At 71.4% G+C, this 17,058-nt stretch carries 10 protein-coding genes; 2 read left to right on the top strand and 8 right to left on the bottom strand.

The features are described 5' to 3' along the window. The first annotated feature begins 147 nt into the window (after positions 1–147). Positions 148–1,755 carry a CocE/NonD family hydrolase gene (locus LP52_RS00965; RefSeq protein WP_040269890.1) on the top strand — a complete coding sequence of 536 codons (1,608 nt, stop codon included), beginning with the start codon at positions 148–150 and terminating at the stop codon, positions 1,753–1,755. Between the two features lie 113 nt (positions 1,756–1,868). Here LP52_RS00965 and LP52_RS00970 read toward each other — a convergent pair whose 3' ends face one another. The 3 genes from LP52_RS00970 to LP52_RS00980 all read right to left on the bottom strand — a co-directional run bounded on the left by LP52_RS00970 (position 1,869) and on the right by LP52_RS00980 (position 8,140). Continuing rightward, on the bottom strand, positions 1,869–2,627 hold the full coding sequence (locus LP52_RS00970; protein WP_040269892.1) for a hypothetical protein: 759 nt from the start codon (positions 2,625–2,627) through the stop codon (positions 1,869–1,871). Positions 2,628–3,167: 540 nt separating this feature from the next. Next, the gene (locus LP52_RS00975) at positions 3,168–3,806 is read right to left on the bottom strand and encodes a response regulator (RefSeq protein WP_040269893.1); all 639 of its coding nucleotides are present in this window, start codon (positions 3,804–3,806) and stop codon (positions 3,168–3,170) included. Positions 3,807–3,823: 17 nt separating this feature from the next. Then, the gene (locus tag LP52_RS00980) at positions 3,824–8,140 is read right to left on the bottom strand and encodes a HAMP domain-containing protein (protein ID WP_040269894.1); all 4,317 of its coding nucleotides are present in this window, start codon (positions 8,138–8,140) and stop codon (positions 3,824–3,826) included. Between the two features lie 390 nt (positions 8,141–8,530). Between LP52_RS00980 and LP52_RS00985 the strand changes: the two genes are divergently transcribed. Then, complete coding sequence (locus tag LP52_RS00985; protein ID WP_040269895.1) at positions 8,531–10,732, top strand: GAF domain-containing SpoIIE family protein phosphatase; 2,202 nt, start codon at positions 8,531–8,533, stop codon at positions 10,730–10,732. Positions 10,733–11,136: 404 nt separating this feature from the next. Here LP52_RS00985 and LP52_RS00990 read toward each other — a convergent pair whose 3' ends face one another. From LP52_RS00990 to LP52_RS01010, 5 genes are all read right to left on the bottom strand, one after another. Next, positions 11,137–11,742 carry a response regulator transcription factor gene (locus LP52_RS00990; RefSeq protein WP_040269897.1) on the bottom strand — a complete coding sequence of 202 codons (606 nt, stop codon included), beginning with the start codon at positions 11,740–11,742 and terminating at the stop codon, positions 11,137–11,139. After that, a complete protein-coding gene (locus LP52_RS00995; RefSeq protein WP_052809278.1) occupies positions 11,739–13,046 on the bottom strand; it encodes a sensor histidine kinase in 1,308 nt (435 codons plus the stop codon). The genes LP52_RS00990 and LP52_RS00995 overlap by 4 nt, the downstream gene beginning before the upstream one ends. Before the next feature lie 200 nt (positions 13,047–13,246). After that, on the bottom strand, positions 13,247–14,110 hold the full coding sequence (locus tag LP52_RS01000; protein WP_040269899.1) for an ABC transporter permease: 864 nt from the start codon (positions 14,108–14,110) through the stop codon (positions 13,247–13,249). Between the two features lie 53 nt (positions 14,111–14,163). Beyond that, complete coding sequence (locus LP52_RS01005) at positions 14,164–15,165, bottom strand: ABC transporter ATP-binding protein (RefSeq protein WP_040269900.1); 1,002 nt, start codon at positions 15,163–15,165, stop codon at positions 14,164–14,166. 340 nt (positions 15,166–15,505) lie between these two features. Beyond that, the gene (locus LP52_RS01010; RefSeq protein WP_052809279.1) at positions 15,506–16,957 is read right to left on the bottom strand and encodes an NAD(P)/FAD-dependent oxidoreductase; all 1,452 of its coding nucleotides are present in this window, start codon (positions 16,955–16,957) and stop codon (positions 15,506–15,508) included. Positions 16,958–17,058: the final 101 nt, after the last annotated feature.

The raw sequence follows: 17,058 nt of genomic DNA on the forward strand, positions 1-17,058 counted from the left end.
ACGGTTTAACTTAACTCTTGAGTAACTTACCCCCCAGTAAATGCGCGGCCGAGCGGTAGGCGCGACCATCGCCGCACACACGGACCGAGACCGCCCCCGATCCCCCGCCCCCTCCGGCCCTCGCCGGACGACGCGTCCGAGGTCAGCATGCACACAACGCGCACACTGCTGGCGAGCGCACTCGCCTCGATACTCTTCGTGTTCATATTCGCACCGCCCGCATCGGCTACGACGCCGGGTACCGGCGCCCAGGTCTCCTACGAGACCGTTCCGGGCCACGGCGGTATCGACCTCAAGGCCATGGTCATCACCCCCACCGGCTATGACGGCCCCCGGCCGCTGCTGGTCATGCCCGCCGCCTGGTCCACCAGCAACCTGCTCTACGTGGGCGCCGCAAAGCGCCTGGCCTACGAGTCGGGCTATCAGGTCATCAGCTATACCTCCCGCGGGTTCTGGGACTCCGGCGGCGAGGTCGAGGTCGCCGGCCCCCAGGACGTCGCCGACGCCCGCGCGGTCATCGACTGGGGCCTGCGCGAGACCGATGCCGACTCCGAGCGCATCGGCATGGCCGGCATCTCCTACGGCGCCGGGATCAGCCTGCTCACCGCCGCCGAGGACGACCGTGTCAAGGCCGTGGGTGCACTGAGCGGCTGGAGCGACCTGGCCGGCTCCATCTACGCCAACGAGACCATCAGCTTCCAGGCCGTGGAACTGCTGCTCACCTCCGCCCGCCTCACCGGGCGGCCCGGCGACGCGCTGCAGGAGATGGAGTCCGAATACCGCAAGGGCAACGTCCAGCCCGCGCTGGAACTGGCCCCTGAGCGGTCGGTCTCCACCAAGATGGACGCCCTCAACGCCAACGGGCCGGCTGTCATGATCGGCCACGCCTGGAACGACGGCATCTTCCCGGCCGGCCAGTTCACCGACTTCTACGGTGCCTACACCGGGCCCAAGCGGCTGATGCTCTCCGCCGGCGACCACGCCACGCCCGAGGCGTTCGGCGCGTTCGGACTGCCCAACGAGACCTGGGAGTCGCTGACCCGCTGGTTCGACCACCATCTGCGCGGCGCCGACAACGGCATCGACGCCGAGGACCCGGTGCGGGTCAAGCCCAACAACGGCGGCGAGTGGGCCTCCTACCCCGATTGGGAGTCGGTGACCGAGCAGCGGACCACGCTGCATCTGGGCGAGCCCGAACGGTCCTGGAGCAACTGGCAGTACACCGGCGGCCTGGAGGAGGAGCCGCGCACCGGCTGGGACTACGGCGTGCGCGCCGGCGTCGGCACCACCGCCGAAAGCGGAACGCTGCTGCTCAGCGGCGCCCTGCAGCAGTTCGCCCGGATCCCCACCGGCGTGTCGCTGCCGCTGGTGGACCGCCGCCGCGCCGGGGTGTGGACCGGCGAGGCCCATCCCGACGGCGTGCGGATCAGCGGAACGCCGCAGGCGGAAGTCACCGTGACACCCACGGACAGCGAGCAGTCCCTGTACGTCTACCTCTACGACGTCGACCGGCACGGCACCGGCTCGCTGGTCACGCACAAGCCCTACACGCTGCGGGACGCCGAGCCGGGGCAGCCCGTGGACCTGGACGTCGCGCTGGAGCCGGTGGTGTGGGAGGTCCCGTCCGGACACCGCCTGGCGCTGGTGGTCGACACCCGCGACGCCCGCTACACCGACGAGTCCGACATCGGCGAACGTGTCGCCTTCGGCTCGCCGGAGTCCGACCCCGCCGCACTGACGGTGCCCACCGCCTGAGGAGGGCCGCCCGCGGCGCGCGTCCGCCGATCCCGCGGCGAAAGCGGGGGCGCCGGCCGAGCCGGCGCCCCCGCCCCTGCGCTGTTCGGGCGGCCACCGCCGCGCCGGATGCCTCAGGAGCGCCGCATGAAGTAGAACATCAGCCCGAACATCGCCAAGCCGACGATCACCAGCAGGCCGCCGGCCACGGCTCCGCCGATCAGCAGGGCCTGCGGCGGGCCGTCGTCCCCGGCCGCTACGGGCTGCTCGGAGGCGCCGCCGTCGGTGTCGCCCCCGCCGTCGTCCCCGGGGGTCTCCGTCACGGCGGGCTCGCCGGTGACGTCGACGGTGGCCAGCGCATCGGTGCTGCTGTCGGGCGAGCAGATGGTGGTCGAGGGGCCGGCGCTCTGGTCGACGTCGATGGTGATGTCCCCCGGGGACAGCGTGACCTCGCCGGGCATGCTCGGTGTGAACGTGCCGCTCAGCGACGACTCGTCGAAGGTCTCCTCGTTGTTGCCGCCGAATCCGCCCTCGGCCTCGGTGGAGGCGGAGGCGCTCGACGACGGCGCGGCCTCGCCCGCCAGCGCGACCTCGGCCGTGAGGGTGCCCGAGGTGATCTCGCCGCCGTCGGTGTAGGAGAAGTACTTGAAGTCGTCCGGTTCCACCTGGAACTCGATCTCCTGGCCGACCTCGCCCTCGGAGGGAGCGGCGACGTAGACCTCGATGTCCAACGACTCCGACAGGTCGCCGACCTGGTCGTCGCAGGTGTAGCTGTAGGTGCCCGAGGCGCCCTGCGGGCTGTCCGCCCACGCGGGCGTCGCGATGAGCGAGGCTCCCAGGCCCAGGCAGACGGCGGCGAGGCCGGAGACTGTGCGGGACGTCGTACGGGACACGGTCGTCGCTCCAAAGAGTCCGAGGGAAGGCAACTTCGTTTACGCGCCGCACCACGTGCAGCGACTCGATCCAGCAGGAACCGAGCGGTCCTGGCCGTGGCGGCGAAGCATGCGGCGTATGACGGGAGGATCGGGTCAGGCTACACCGGGTCGCACGACGGGCCCGAGACGCCGTGCAGTGCACGAATAGGCATCCTAGAAGGATCTATGCCCCGATCCGGGACGATTCGCCCTTCGTTACACACACGAGACCGCGGGCCCACGGCGTTCCGCGCCGCCGCGAGGGCGGAACCGCCCGATCTTCACTGGTTCAGACGCCGCCGGGTCGGAGCCGGTTCCAGCGCTTGGCCACGGACCGGCCCGGATCGCACGGGCACGGGCGGGCAGGAGCGCCACCACGCCTCGTAGGTGAAAGCGGCGGTGGGAGGCGGTCGGGTGCGGCGGCCCCAGGGGGTGGAGGCGCCGGCGGACGGGACGGACGCGGGGCGCGCTCGACCGCGGCACGGCGGGCGGCCGGATCCGGCCGCGCGCCGGTGGCCGCTACTCCGGGCCGCGTATCGCGTCGACCAGAGTGGTCAGCTGCGCCACCGACCTGTCGAGATCGCGGACCGCCTCGATCGTGCTCGGATCGCTGTCGTGCTCGTCGGTGACGACCTTCTCGCGCAGCGACTCCAGGTTGGCGTTGATGTCGGCGACCCGGCGGGAGAGCTGGTCGGCGACCGGCGCCGCCGACTCGCCGGTCTGGGTGGAGAGGTCGCGCTGCAGCATCTGCGACTGCGTGCGCAAGCGCTGCTTCATCTGGTGCAGCTCGACGAAGACCTCGACCTTGGAGCGCAGCACCCACGGGTCGAACGGCTTGGTCAGGTAGTCGATCGCCCGGGACGCGTACCCGCGGAAGACCCGGTGCCGGTCGATGCCGGCACCGGTGAGGAAGATGATGGGCACCTCTTTGGTCTTCTCGCGCTGCTTGATGTGGGAAGCGGTCTCGAAGCCGTCCATGCCCGGCATCACGACATCGAGCAGGATGACCGCGAACTCGTCCTCGAGGAGCGCTTTCAAGGCCGCCTCGCCCGAATTCGCGCGCACCAGGTTCTGGTCCAGGGAGGTGAGGATGGCCTCCAGGGCCGTGAGGTTCTCGTCGCGGTCGTCAACGAGGAGGATGTTGGCCTTCTGCGGCACGTCTGCTGCTCCTGCTCCTAGTCCGTGCTTTCCGGGCTGTCGGGGTTCTGCGGGGGCTCCTGACCTTCGCCGTCGCCGTCCAACCACTTGCGGATGACATTCAGCAGGTGGTCGAGGTTGACGGGCTTGGTCACGTAGTCCGATGCACCCGCCTCCAGGCTCCGTTCGCGGTCGCCCTGCATCGCCTTGGCGGTCAGCGAGATGATCGGAAGCTCCGCGAACTGCGGCATCTCCCGGATGGCCCGCGTGGTGGCGTTGCCGTCGAGCTCGGGCATCATGATGTCCATCAGCACCAGCTCGACGTTCTCGTTGGCCTCCAGCTTCTCGATGCCCGAGTGGCCGTTGTCGGAGAAGTGCACCCGCAGCCCGTGCGCCTCCAGCGCGCTGGTCAGCGCGAACACGTTGCGGATGTCGTCGTCGACGATGAGCACCTCGCGCCCGGCCAGTGCCGCGTCCCGCTCGGGGTCGGGGGAGGCACCGGTCTCGGCGGACGCGCTCTCGCCCTCGGTCGCGCTCTCGGCGGGCTCGGCCAGGGCGGGCACCGACACCGGCTGCTCCTCGGCTCCCTCGGGCTCGCTCTCCTCCTCGACCTCGGCGGGCTCGATGGTCTCCAGCGGGCTCAGGTCGGCCGGGCTGTCGGGCACCTGCACGTCGACGTCGGTGAGCGGCTCGATGTCGGCGCGAGCCCCGGTCACCGGCTCCGGCGGGGAGTCCAGCGAGGCCTCCATCCGCTCGGCGGTGCCCTCGGGCACGCGCACCGGCAGCAGCAGAGTGAAGGTGCTGCCCTCGCCGTGGACGCTCTGCACCCGGATCTCGCCGCCCAGCAGCCGCGCGTAGTTCTGGCTGATGGACAGCCCCAGGCCGGTACCTCCGAAGCGCCGGCTGGTGCCGCCGTCGCCCTGGTGGAACGCCTCGAAGACCACCTGCAGCTTGTCGTCGGGGATGCCGATGCCGGTGTCGGCCACCGAGAGCGCGACGATCTCGTCGTTCTCGCCGAACATGTCGAGGTCGGCGTCCTCCAGCGCCCAGGCCGGCTCGATGAGCAGCCGGACCTCGCCGGTGCTGGTGAACTTCACCGCGTTGGACAGCAGGTTGCGCAGGATCTGCTGCAGCCGCTGCTCATCGGTCCACAGGTAGCTCGGGATGTCCGGGGAGACGTCCACGCCGAATGCCAGGCCGCGTTCGGCGGCCATCGGGCGGAAGGACGCCTCGACGTAGTCGACCAGCTGGCTGATGGACACGTCGGTGGGCTGCACCTCGGCCCGGCCGGCCTCGACCTTGGCAAGGTCCAGGATCTCGTCGATGAGCTGGAGCAGGTCGTGGCCCGCCTTGTGGATGGTCTGAGCGAACTCCACCTGCTTGGAGGTGAGGTTCTGCTCGCTGTTGTCGGCCAGCAGCCGCGCCAGGATGAGCAGGCTGTTCAGCGGCGTCCGCAGTTCGTGCGACATGTTCGCCAGGAACTCGGACTTGTACTTGGAGGAGACCTGCAGCTGGTGGGCGCGGTCCTCCAGCGAGCGGCGCGCCCGTTCGATCTGGCGGTTCTGCAGCTCGATCGCGCGGTTCTGGCTGGCCAGCTGCCCCGCCTTGCTGTGCAGCTCGGCGTTCTTGCGGCGCAACTCCTCCTGCTGGCGCTGCAGCTCGTTGGAGCGCTCCTGCAGCGCGTTGGTCAACTGGCGCGACTGCAGCAGCAGGTACTCGGTCTTGGAGTTGGCCAGGATCGTGTTGACCGTGGTGCCCAACTGGGCCATCAGCTGGCGCAGGAAGTCCAGGTGCACCTCGCGGAAGCGCCCGTAGGAGCCCAGCTCGACCACGCCCAGGACCCGGTCCTCGGAGATGATCGGGAAGATCGCTATGGTCAGCGGCGCCGCCTCGCCCAGGCCCGAGCCGACCTTGACGTAGCCCGACGGCACGTCGTGGATGATCATCTCGCGCTTCTGCGCGATGACCTCGCCGACCAGGCCCGAGCCCGAGCGCACCCGGCGGCGGTCGTCGTCGGGGCGGTAGCCGAAGCTGCCGAAGAGCAGGAAGACCTCTTCGTCGTCCTTCTCCTCGGGCAGGTAGCAGGCGCCGTGCTGTGCCTCGACCAGCGGGGTGACCTCGGTCATGATGAGTCGGGCCAGCTCGTTGAGGTCGCGGTGGCCCTGGATGTGCCCGGAGATGCGCGCCAGGTTGCTCTTCAGCCAGTCCTCGTCGCGCTGCGAAGCGGTGGTCTCGCGCAGATTGCTCACCATCAGGTTGATGTTGTCCTTGAGCTTCTGCATCTCGCCGCGGGCGTCGACCTGGATGTTCTGGGTGAGGTCGCCGCGGGTGACCGCGCTGGCCACCTCGCCGATCGCGCGCACCTGGGTGGTCAGGTTGCCGGCCAGCTCGTTGACGCTGTCGGTGAGCTGCTTCCAGGTGCCCGAGACGCCGTCGACCTTGGCCTGGCCGCCCAGCTCGCCCTCGCTGCCGACCTCGTGGGCGACGCGGGTGACCTCGGTGGCGAACGCCGAGAGCTGGTCCACCATGATGTTCACGGTGTCCTTCAGCTCCAGGATCTCGCCCTGGGCGTCGACGGTGATCTTCTTGGACAGGTCGCCCTTGGCCACCGCGGAGGTGACCTGGGAGATGTTGCGCACCTGGGTGGTGAGGTTCTGCGACATCGAGTTGACGTTCTCGGTGAGGTCCTTCCAGATACCCGAGACGCCCTTGACGTCGGCGCGGCCGCCCAGCTTGCCCTCGGTGCCCACCTCGCGGGCCATGCGGGTGACCTCGTCGGAGAAGGAGTCGAGCTGGTCGACCATGACGTTGATGGTGTCCTTCAGCTCCAGGATCTCGCCCTTGGCGTTGACCGTGACCTTCTTGGTCAGGTCGCCGCGCGCGACCGCCTGGGTGACGATGGAGATCTGGCGCACCTGGTGGGTCAGGTTGTTGGCCATGGAGTTGACGTTGTCGGTCAGGTCCTTCCAGACGCCCGAGACGCCGCGCACGTGCGCCTGGCCGCCCAGCGTCCCCTCGGTACCGACCTCGCGGGCCATGCGGGTGACCTCGTTGGCGAAGGACTCCAACTGGTCGACCATCGTGTTGACCGTGTCCTTGAGGTCGAGCATCTCGCCCTGGGCGTCGACCGTGATCTTCTTGGACAGGTCGCCCTTGGCCACCGCCGTGGTCACCTGCGAGATGTTGCGCACCTGGTAGGTGAGGCTGTTGGCCATGGAGTTGACGTTGTCGGTCAGGTCCTTCCAGATGCCCGACACGCCCTTGACGTTGGCGCGGCCGCCCAGCTTGCCCTCGGTACCGACCTCGCGGGCCACCCGAGTGACCTCGTCGGCGAAGGAGTCGAGCTGGTCGACCATCGTGTTGACCGTGTCCTTGAGCTGAAGCATCTCGCCTTGGACGTCCACGGTCACCTTGCGGCTCAGGTCGCCGCGCGCCACGGCCGTGGTCACCTGCGAGATGTCGCGCACCTGGTTGGTCAGGTTGTCGGCCATGGAGTTGACGTTGTCGGTCAGGTTCTTCCAGATGCCCGACACGCCCTTGACGTTGGCGCGGCCGCCCAGCTTGCCCTCGGTGCCCACCTCGCGGGCCACCCGCGTGACCTCGTCGGCGAACGTCGACAGCTGGTCCACCATGCCGTTCACGGTGTCCTTCAGCTGCAGCATCTCGCCCTGGACGTCGACCGTCACCTTGCGGCTCAGGTCGCCTTCGGCCACCGCGGTGGTGACTTCGGAGATGTTTCGCACCTGCGCAGTCAGGCGCGAGGCCATCTGGTTGACCGACTCCGTGACGTCGCGCCAGGCGCCGGAGACCCCGTCGACCTTGGCGCTGCCGCCCAGCTTGCCCTCGGTGCCCACCTCGCGGGCCACCCGAGTGACCTCGTTGGTGAACCCGTTCATCTGGTCGGCCATGCGGTTGACCGACGTGGCCAGACGCAGCAGGTCGCCGTGCAGCGAACCGTGGCGGCTGGTGAGGTCGACCCGCTGGGAGAGGTCGCCGCCGGCGACCGCGTCCAGAATCTGGGCGACGGAGGTCACAGGCTCGCTTACCTCGTCGAGCAGCTGGTTGAGCGACCTGACGCTCTTGCCCCACGCGCCGCGGGCGGGGCTTACGGCGATGCGCTCGTTGAGCCGGCCCTCGGTGCTGACGACACCGCCGACCCGCTGCAGCTCGCTGCTGAGCTGCTCGCAGTGGTCCAGAACCTGGTTGAACACGGAGGCGATCTCACCCGAGCGGCCCTCGCCGCGAGAGTCCAGCCGTACACTGAAATCGCCGTCTCGCATGCTGTAGAGCGCGCGGAGCAGCTCGTCGAGCTGTGCATCGTGCTTGTCGTCCGGCGCCCGTGTGGCCTCGGGCATGATCCCCTCCTAATACTGCTCACTACGGGCATCTCGGGCCGGTTGGGGGACCGGGGGCCGCCTGTTCGAGGAGTGATCCGACCTGGCAGGATCGTCGTCCCCGGTCATCGACGCACCGTACCGTTAAGGACGATGGCCATACCAGACGTCAGCCGAGATGGACCGCGAGCTCCAGGTTATGCGGCCCAACAGCCCACTGGACGAACGTTCTGAAATGATGACTCCGTTGCTGTCCCCACTCTGCCCGCTTCGGGGAGCGCACGCGGACACCGCGGGTCGTCGCCGATCGAAGGGATCGGGAGCCGGGACCTCCGCGGCCGCCCTGCGGTCGTCCCCGCCTTCCTCCCGCAACTGGAGAGACCGTACGGCTTCACGATGCCACACGAGACGATGAAGGCCGCCCGGCGCGAGTTCTCGCCCACCCCCGGGACCGCGGCCGAGGCGCGGGAATTCGTGCGCGACACCCTCAGCGAGTGGAGCGCCGACCAGTCCGCCGACGACGTCGTCCTGCTCGTCAGCGAGCTGGTCACCAACGCGGTCGTGCACGCCGAGAGCATTCTGGAGCTGGTCGTACGCCGCCTGCCCGGCGCGGTCGAGGTCGTGGTGGCCGACCGGGTCCCCGAGCGCGCCGTCCCCCAGGCGGGCCCGCTGTCGGTCGACACCTCCCCCTCCGCCGACCCCGGGCGCAGCGGCGGGCTGGGCCTGGCGCTGGCCGGGGCGATCGCCACCAGCTGGGGCGTCAGCTACAGCAAGGACGACAAGGCCGTCTGGTTCCGGATCCAGGACGAGGCCGGCGAGGATGCGAAGGACCCGGTCGAGAACGGTGAGGCCGCCGGCTCCTCGCTCGAGCCGCCGGCGCCGGTGCGCCCTACCCGGCGCCGACCGGTCCGACCCAACCCCTGGGCCGCGCTCGACGCCGCGCTCTCGGCGCGCCTGCCGCTGCCCGAGCTGCTCGACCGCACCGTGGAGTACTCCCGCTCGGCGCTGGGCGGCGACGCCGCCTATATCGCCCTGGCCACCACCGACGAGACCGAGTGGGATCTGCGCGCGGCCACCGGCCTGACCGACGAGCCCTGGCGGCCGTTCCGCAGCCGCACGGAGGAGACCTTCCCCTCGGTGACACCGGCGCCGGGGGCCACGATCAACGACGACCTGATGATCGCCCGTGCCCACCGGGGCAAGCTTGCCCAGGCCGGGATGCGCTCGCTGGTGACCGCGCCGCTGATCGTCGACGGCCGCGTCACCGGGCTGATCGGCGTCGCCTCGCGGCGCGTCCGGCACTTCGGCGACACCGCCGCCAAGCGCCTGCAGGACGGCGCCGACCGCATCGCGCTGCCGATCGAGCGCGCGCGGCTGGCCGAGGTCGAGCTCGCCCGCCGCGCCAGTCTGAGCTTCCTGGCCGAGGCCAGCGACCTGCTCACGGGCACCCTCGACGAGCAGATGACCGCGGCGCTGGCCTGCCAGCTGGTGGCCTCGCGGTTGGGCAGCTGGTGCGCGGTGCACTCCACCAACGAGATGGGCACCACGCGGCTGACGCACGCCATCCACCGCAACGAGAACTACAACGACGTGCTGCGCACCCTGCTGACCGAGCTGCCGCCGCACGTCCAGCGCGAGGCGCGCCCGCTGTGGAGCCGCGAGATGCTCTCGGCCGCCGGCCTGGTCGACGAGCTGCTGCTGGAGCTGGCCGAAGGGCCCGCCATCAGCGTGCCGCTGGTGGCCCACGGCCAGATCCTGGGCCGGCTGACGCTGGGCAAGGACGCCGACGAGGACTTCACCCGCGACGACGTCGACGTGGTCGACGACCTCGCCCGCCGGGTGTCCTCGGCGATGGAGAACGCTCGGCTGTACGCGGGCCAGACCTCGATGAGCGAGGCGCTGCAGCGCAGCCTGCTGCCGGCGAAGGAGAAGGAGCCGGCCATCCCCGGAGTCGACCACGCGGTCTTCTACCGCTCGGCCGACGAGCGCACGGTGGTCGGCGGCGACTTCTACGACGTGTTCGCCACCGACGGCCGGTGGTGCTTCGCGATCGGCGACGTGTGCGGCACCGGCCCCGAGGCCGCGGCGGTCACCGGCCTGGCGCGGCACACCCTGCGCGCGCTGGCGCGTGAGGGGTTCTCGCCCGCCCACATCATGGACCGGCTGAACAAGGCCATCCTGGACGAGAACACCAGTACCCGGTTCCTGACCATGCTCTACGGCGAGATGACCCCGCTGGGCGCGCCGGGCCAGGGCATGCGCCTGCGCCTCGTCTCGGCCGGCCATCCGCTGCCGCTGCGGCTCAACCAGAAGGGCGAGGTCGACTCCGTCGGCAGCTCCCAGCCGCTGCTGGGCGCGTTCGAGGACGTCGACTTCTTCACCGAGACCCTGGAGATCGGGTCGGGCGACGTGCTGCTGGCGGTCACCGACGGCGTCACCGAGCGCCGCAACGGCGCGGCGATGCTCGGCGACGAGGGCCTGCGGGACATCTTCGCCAACTGCTCGGGCCTGACGGCCCAGGCCGTCATCGTCCGCATCGACCGCGACCTGGAGGAGTTCGCCCCGGGCGGCCACACCGACGACACGGCCATGCTTGTGCTGCGGTTCCTCTAGGCACCACCGAGGTCGGGACACCGCCCCGGCATGGGTGGGGTGGAGGGGTCGGCCACCGCACCGGCGTGCCCGCAATCCAGTAGGTGGGCTGCGGCGATGGGGCGCAGCTCGCCCAGCGAGCGATCCCGCTCGCTGCCACCGCCACCCACCGGCGACGCTTCGCGTCACGTGTTTCGCCGGGCAGCCGAGCGCACGCCGCACATTCCGAAGAGCCGCAAGCGCGCCACCCGAGCGGTGGTGCACCGTTCCAGGCCGGATCTCCCGCCGCGCGGCGGCAAGCAGGCGGCGGCGCTTCGCGCGCACGGCCCCATCGCCGCGACCTCTCGGACAGCCGGCTCCGCGCGGGTTCCGAGGGGGTCCTTCCCAGCCCGCAGGCGCTTCGGCGAACTCCCCGGACATCGGGCCTAAAGCCAGCCCATGCCCTGCGCGGTACGGATCGCCGACATGCGGTTGGCGGCGCCGGTCTTGGTGATGGCGCTGGAGAGGTAGTTGCGCACGGTGCCTTCGGTCAGGTGGAGGGTCCGGGCGATGTCCGCCACCGCCCCTCCCTCGGCCGCGGCGCGCAGCACCTCGGTTTCGCGGCCCGTCAGCGGGTTCTCCCCCGAAGCCATCGCGGCGGCCGCCAGCTCGGTGTCGATGTAGCGCCCGCCGCCGTGCACCTTGCGTATCGCACCGGCGAGCTGGTCCACGGGCGCGTCCTTGGCCAGGAAGCCGCGCGCCCCGGCGGCCAGCGCACGGCGCAGGTAGCCGGGGCGGCCGAAGCTGGTGAGCATCAGCACGCCGCAGGCGGGCGCCGCGGCCCGCAGTTCGGCGGCGACCTCCAGCCCGCCCTTGCCGGGCATCTCGATGTCGAGGACCGCGATGTCGGCCTCGGCGCGGGCGACCGCTGCGGCGACCTCGTCGCCCCGCCCCACCTGGGCGGCCACCTCCAGGTCGGGTTCCAGACCGAGCAGGGCCGCGATCGCGCCGCGCACCAGGTGCTCGTCGTCGGCGAGTACCACTCGGATCACGCGGCCACGTCCTCTCTGCCCGGCTGCTCGCCGCCTGCGCTCCCGTCGCCGCCGTCCGGCCGTTCCGGCAGCGGCAGGACGGCACGCAGCAGGAAGCCCGTCCCGACAGAGGCCGGCCCCGCAGTGAGGGCTCCCCCGGCGGCGGAGACACGCTCCGCCAGCCCGGCAAGGCCGTTGCCGAAGGGCGCGGCGGCATCGGCGCCCTGCTGCGCACCGTCGTCGAAGACCTCGGTGACCAAGGCGGATCCGTCGCGGCGCAGAGCGACGGTGCAGTTCCTGGCCGAACTGTGCCGCAGTACGTTCGTGGTGCCCTCGCGCACCACCCACGAGGCGATCGACCGCTGCTCGGCGGGGACGTCGACGTCGGCGCCGCTGACGGTGCAGCGTACTCCCGCGGCGGTGAGGACCGCCTGGACTCCCGCGGCTTCGGCGGCCAGGTCCACGTCGCGGTAACCGGACACGGCGGTGCGCACCTCGCGCAGCGCGTCGCGCGCCAAGTGCTGCACGGCGCTCATCTCGCGGGAGGCCGCCTGCGGGTCGATCCCGGTCAACCGCGCGGCCAGTTCGCTCTTCACGGCGAGTGCGGAGAGGCTGTGTCCGAGCAGGTCGTGCATGTCGCGCGCGAAGCGCAGCCGCTCCTCGGAGACAGCCAGGCGCGCCTGGGCGTCGCGGGCCGCGTGCGCCTCGGTGACCAGGTCCCACAGCGCGATGATGGCGACGTTGCTGGCCAGCAGGACGACGAAGACGACCAGTTGGAGGACCGCCAATACGGCCAGGGCGGCCGCGCTCTCCCTCAGCGAGGACCCGCCGATCGCCATACCGACCAGGAGGGGGGCTAGACCGGCGGCCAGCATCAGCACCGTGTATGCGGCCTTGTGCCGGAACCGGCCGGTGACGGCGACGCTGGCGGCCCAGAACTGGGACGTGCTCAGCGCTGGAGGGTTGGGGCCGAGTAGCCCGACCGCGACCAGCAGGAGCAGATAGGACAGCACCACGTCGCGGCGCAGCGCAGTGGCCGGGCGGTCGATGCGGGTGCGGATGACACGCATCGACGCATAGGCCAACGCGAGCGAGCACAGCACCCCGGCAGCCGACAACGCCACGCCCGCGCCGCCGGGGGCACGGCTGGCGAACGTCGTCATCGCCTCGTTCGGCGCCCCGATGTTGGTCGCCGCGAAAGCCGGGGACAGCACGCAGAACACCGGCGTGCTCAGCGACAGCGCAAGCACGATACGGCGTGCGCGGTCGATCCTGCGGCCGCTGCGGTCCGAGTGGGCCAGCGCCGTCGTGTCGTGGTCCGCCACCCGCGTCCTCCTCCCCTGCCGATCCGGTATCCGCGCCGATCAGCCTAAACGCCCGGGGGCCGGCCTCGGCCCGGCCGACAGGCCCCGGGGGTCCCGGCGAGCGCACACACGGATACCGGCGGGGCCGGCCGTCCTCCGGTCCCCGCCGCTCCGTGCCGCCGACGGGAGCGCGCCCGTGCCCCGCCGGCGGTGCCTGACACTCATCCCGGCTGGCGCGGGTCCCAGCGGAAGTAGCGCAAAGCCAGCACCGACAGGGCCGTCCAGACCAGCACCACCGCCAGCGACGGCAGCGCGGCGGCCCACAGGTCCAGCCCCGTCGCCGGGCTCGCGCCGGCCAGTCCGCCGAACACGTCGTGGCCGGTGTATCCGCCGCGCAGCAGATCCACCACGGGCGCCATCGGCAGCAGCCGGCAGACCGTCTCGAGTTCGCCGGGCATCATCTCCAGCGGGACCATCAGCCCGCTGGAGGAGTAAAGGGCCAGGAACGGCAGCATGCTGATCATCTGCGCGCTCTCGGCGTTGCGGGCCAAGCGGGTGGACGCGGCGCCCAGCAGCACCATGGTGACCGTGCTCAGCACCACGGTCAGCGCGACCATCACCGGGTCGGCCGGAAGCTCGCCGGATCCGCCGATCAGGACACCCACCGGCACAGCGGTGAGCAGCACGACAACGGCCAGCACCGAGAGTGTGGTCGCGCCGAACAGCGCGAGGGGCGGCACCCCGCTGGCGCGGAAGCGCTTGAGGATCAGCTGCTCGCGGCGGGCCGCGTAGGTGTTGGAGACGTGCATGATGCCGATCATCATGATGATGGCGGCCGGGGAGCCTGTCAGCGCCAGGGTCTCGTTGGAGACGCCGGGAACGGGCGACTCCCCCTGCGTGACGACCCCGAGGAAGACGAAGACCAGGGGGAACAGCACGAAGAACAGGGCCGTGCGGTAGCGGTAGATGAGGGTGAACTCGGTACGGGTCAGCCGCAGCGTCTGGCGGAGTGTGCTCACGGGCCGGCGCTGCCGCGCCCCCGCGGTCCCCGTCGGCGCGGCGGTGGCCGTCTGCTGAGTGGTCATGGCTGGGTCCTCTGCTGTGGTGCGGTGGGGGCTCGTGGGCTGCGGGGGGCGCCTCAGCCGGAATCCTGTCCGCCGGAGACCACCTCGGCGGCGCCCTCGGCGACGCTGAGGAAGACGTCCTCCAGCGAGGCGCTGCGCAGCTCCAGCCGTTCCAGTGCGGTACCGCTGCGGCGGGCCCACTCCAGCAGGGGCTCCATGGCGCGGTGGGCGCGGCCGTCGGCGTCGTCGCCGCGGACGGTGTAGCAGACCCACGCCTCACCTCTGCGGATCTCGGCCGCCGCGGTGGCGCCCGGCAGTTCGGGCAGGTCCTCGACGCGGACCCCGGCGGGCATGCGGAAGGCGATGCGGTCGCCCCACCGGAGGACGACATCGCGCACGGTGCCCTCCGCCCTGGTCTCGCCGCGGTGCATGATCGCCAGCCGGTCCGCGAGGCGCTCGGCTTCCTCCAGGTAATGCGTGGTCAGCAGGATGGCCATGCCTTCACGGACCAGGCCGGCGATGGTCTCCCAGGTGGCCCGCCGCGCCTCGGGGTCCATTCCGGTCGTCGGCTCGTCCAGAAAGAGGGCTTCGGGCCGGGAGAGCACCGCCAGCCCCAGGTCCAGCCGGCGCTTCTGCCCGCCGGAGAGCTGGCGCACCTGCACGCCCGCCTTGTCGGTGAGCCCGGTCAGTTCCAGCACCGCGTCGCGGTCCATCGGATCGGCGGCCAGGTCGCGGGAGAGGTCGACGGTTTCGGCCGTGGTCAGCTCCGGGAACAGCCCGCTGTGCTGAAGCACGGCGTCGACACGGCCGCGCAGCTCAGGCGGCTGGCCGTAGGGGTCGGCGCCCAGCACGCGGACCGATCCCGCGGTGGGGCGGCGGAACCCCTCCAGCGTCTCGACGGTGGTGGTCTTGCCCGCGCCGTTGGTGCCCAGCAGCGCGAACAGTTCACCTCGCTCGACCTCGAAGGAGATCCCGCGCACCGCTTCGAAGTCGCCGTAGCTCTGCCGGAGGTCGCGGACGCTGATCGCGTGTTCGCCGGAACCGGTCCCGGCCGTCGGCTGCTCTGCTGTGCTCATGGGCCCGATTCTTCCGCCGCGCCCGGGGCCCGGCCCAGATTCCGATGTCACCGACGGATCGTGAGGAGTGCCCGTGCACGGCCATGACAGCTGTCATGCCCGCGCCCTACCGGGTTTTCCGGTCCGCACCACGCCCTACCGGGCTCGGAGGACACCCCCGACAGCCTGCCGAAGCCGAGTCCGCCGGCACGAAACGCCGTTGCGGCGACGAATCCCGACGAGACCGCTGGTCAGGATGGGGAAACAGGCCGAAGGCCGTCACCGGTTCGACCGCGCCTTCCACGCCGAGGCCCTTGAGGACGTCTTCGGCTGACGCACGGGGCCGAGCCGACGGCTGCCGTCAACTGTCGAAACCCATGCCCAGGGAGTCGAGGGTGCGCAGCCACAGGTTGCGGCGGCCGCCGTTGCGGTCGGCGGCGGCGATGGCCCGCTGGGTGGCCTCGATCCCGGCGTAGCGCAGCGGCTCGGGCGGGAAGGGAACGGGTTTGGTGCGCACCATGTCCAGCCGGGTGCGTTCGGTGTCGGCGCCGTCGAGGCGGTCAAGCATCACCTGGGCGCCGAAGCGGGTGGCGCCCACGCCGAGGCCGGTGTAGCCGGCGGCGTAGGCCAGGCGGCCGCGGTAGGCGGTGCCGAAGAACGCGCAGAAGCGGCTGCAGGTGTCGATCACCCCGCCCCAGCTGTGGGTGAAGGAGAGCCCTTCCAGTTGCGGGAAGGTCGCGAAGAAGTGGCGCGCGAGGCGGTGGAAGGTGTCGGGGCGCTGGTCGTAGGCCGGGCGGACGCGGCCGCCGTAGTGGTAGACGACGTCGTAGCCGCCCCACAGGATGCGGTTGTCGGCGGTGAGCCGGTAGTAGTGGAACCGGTTCGCCGAGTCGCTGAGGCCTTGCCGGTTGCGCCAGCCGACGGAGGCCAGTTGCCCGTCGCTCAGCGGTTCGGTGACCAGCGCGTAGTCGTAGACGGGCGCGACGAAGTGCCGGATGCGCCGCAGCGGGCCGGGGAACGCGCCGCCGCCCCAGGCCACGCGCTCGGCAAGCACCGAGCCGCCCGCCGACTCCAGCCGCAGTCCGCCGCGCTCGGGGCGGATCGCCCGCACGGGGGTGTTCTCGCGGATGCGCACGCCCAGCCGCAGGCACGCCTCGCGCAGGCCCCACGCCAGCTTGGCCGGGTGCACCATGGCCACGCCGTCGGGGTCGAACAGGCCGCCGATGTAGGTGGGCGAGTCGGCCTCGGCGCGTGCCTGGGCACCGGTGAGGGTGTGGACGCGCCGGCCCAGGGCGCGCAGCGCAGCGGCTTCCGCGTGCAGGTCCTCGACCTGCCAGGGCTCGGTCGCCACGGCCATCTCGCCGGTGCGCTCGAACTCGCAGTCGATGCCGTGGCGGTCGACGGAGTCCTGGATCGCGTCGAGGTTCCGCCGGCCCAGCCGCTCCAGTTCGGCGATCTCCTCCGGCCAGCGCTGGGCGCCGTTGCCGTGGCCGTGGCTGAGGCTTGCCGCGCAGAAGCCGCCGTTGCGCCCGGAGGCGGCCCAGCCCGAGGTGCGCGCCTCCAGCAGCACGACGTCGCGTCCGGGGTCGCGCTCCTTGGCGATGAGGGCCGTCCACAGCCCGCTGAACCCGCCGCCGACGACGGCGAGGTCGGCGCGCTCGGCTCCCGCCAGGGCGGGCGCGGCCTCGGGAGCGGCGTGACCGCCCGCCTCGGGATCGAGCCAGAAGGTGCGGGGGCGTGCTGCGGCCAGCGCCCGGGAGGCCAGGGCGGCGCCGGACGCCTGCCGCTCAGACGCTGATGCGGACGCGGACACGTGGATCAACTCCGTTCGCGGTGGCGGATGCCGGGATTTGAGCGGGGGCGGGCACGATGCGTCTCGCGGCCCGGAGGCCCGGCGGTGCAGCCGCCGCACCG

Source organism: Streptomonospora alba (assembly GCF_000826685.1).
Classification (GTDB): domain Bacteria; phylum Actinomycetota; class Actinomycetes; order Streptosporangiales; family Streptosporangiaceae; genus Streptomonospora; species Streptomonospora alba.

What these genes read in the sequence shown, in the direction of transcription:
- LP52_RS00965 (WP_040269890.1), top strand. Translation starts at nt 148, where the DNA reads ATGCACACAACGCGCACACTGCTGGCGAGCGCACTCGCCTCGATACTC.
- LP52_RS00980 (WP_040269894.1), bottom strand. Translation starts at nt 8,140, where the DNA reads ATGCCCGAGGCCACACGGGCGCCGGACGACAAGCACGATGCACAGCTC.
- LP52_RS00985 (WP_040269895.1), top strand. Translation starts at nt 8,531, where the DNA reads ATGAAGGCCGCCCGGCGCGAGTTCTCGCCCACCCCCGGGACCGCGGCC.
- LP52_RS01000 (WP_040269899.1), bottom strand. Translation starts at nt 14,110, where the DNA reads ATGACCACTCAGCAGACGGCCACCGCCGCGCCGACGGGGACCGCGGGG.
- LP52_RS01005 (WP_040269900.1), bottom strand. Translation starts at nt 15,165, where the DNA reads ATGAGCACAGCAGAGCAGCCGACGGCCGGGACCGGTTCCGGCGAACAC.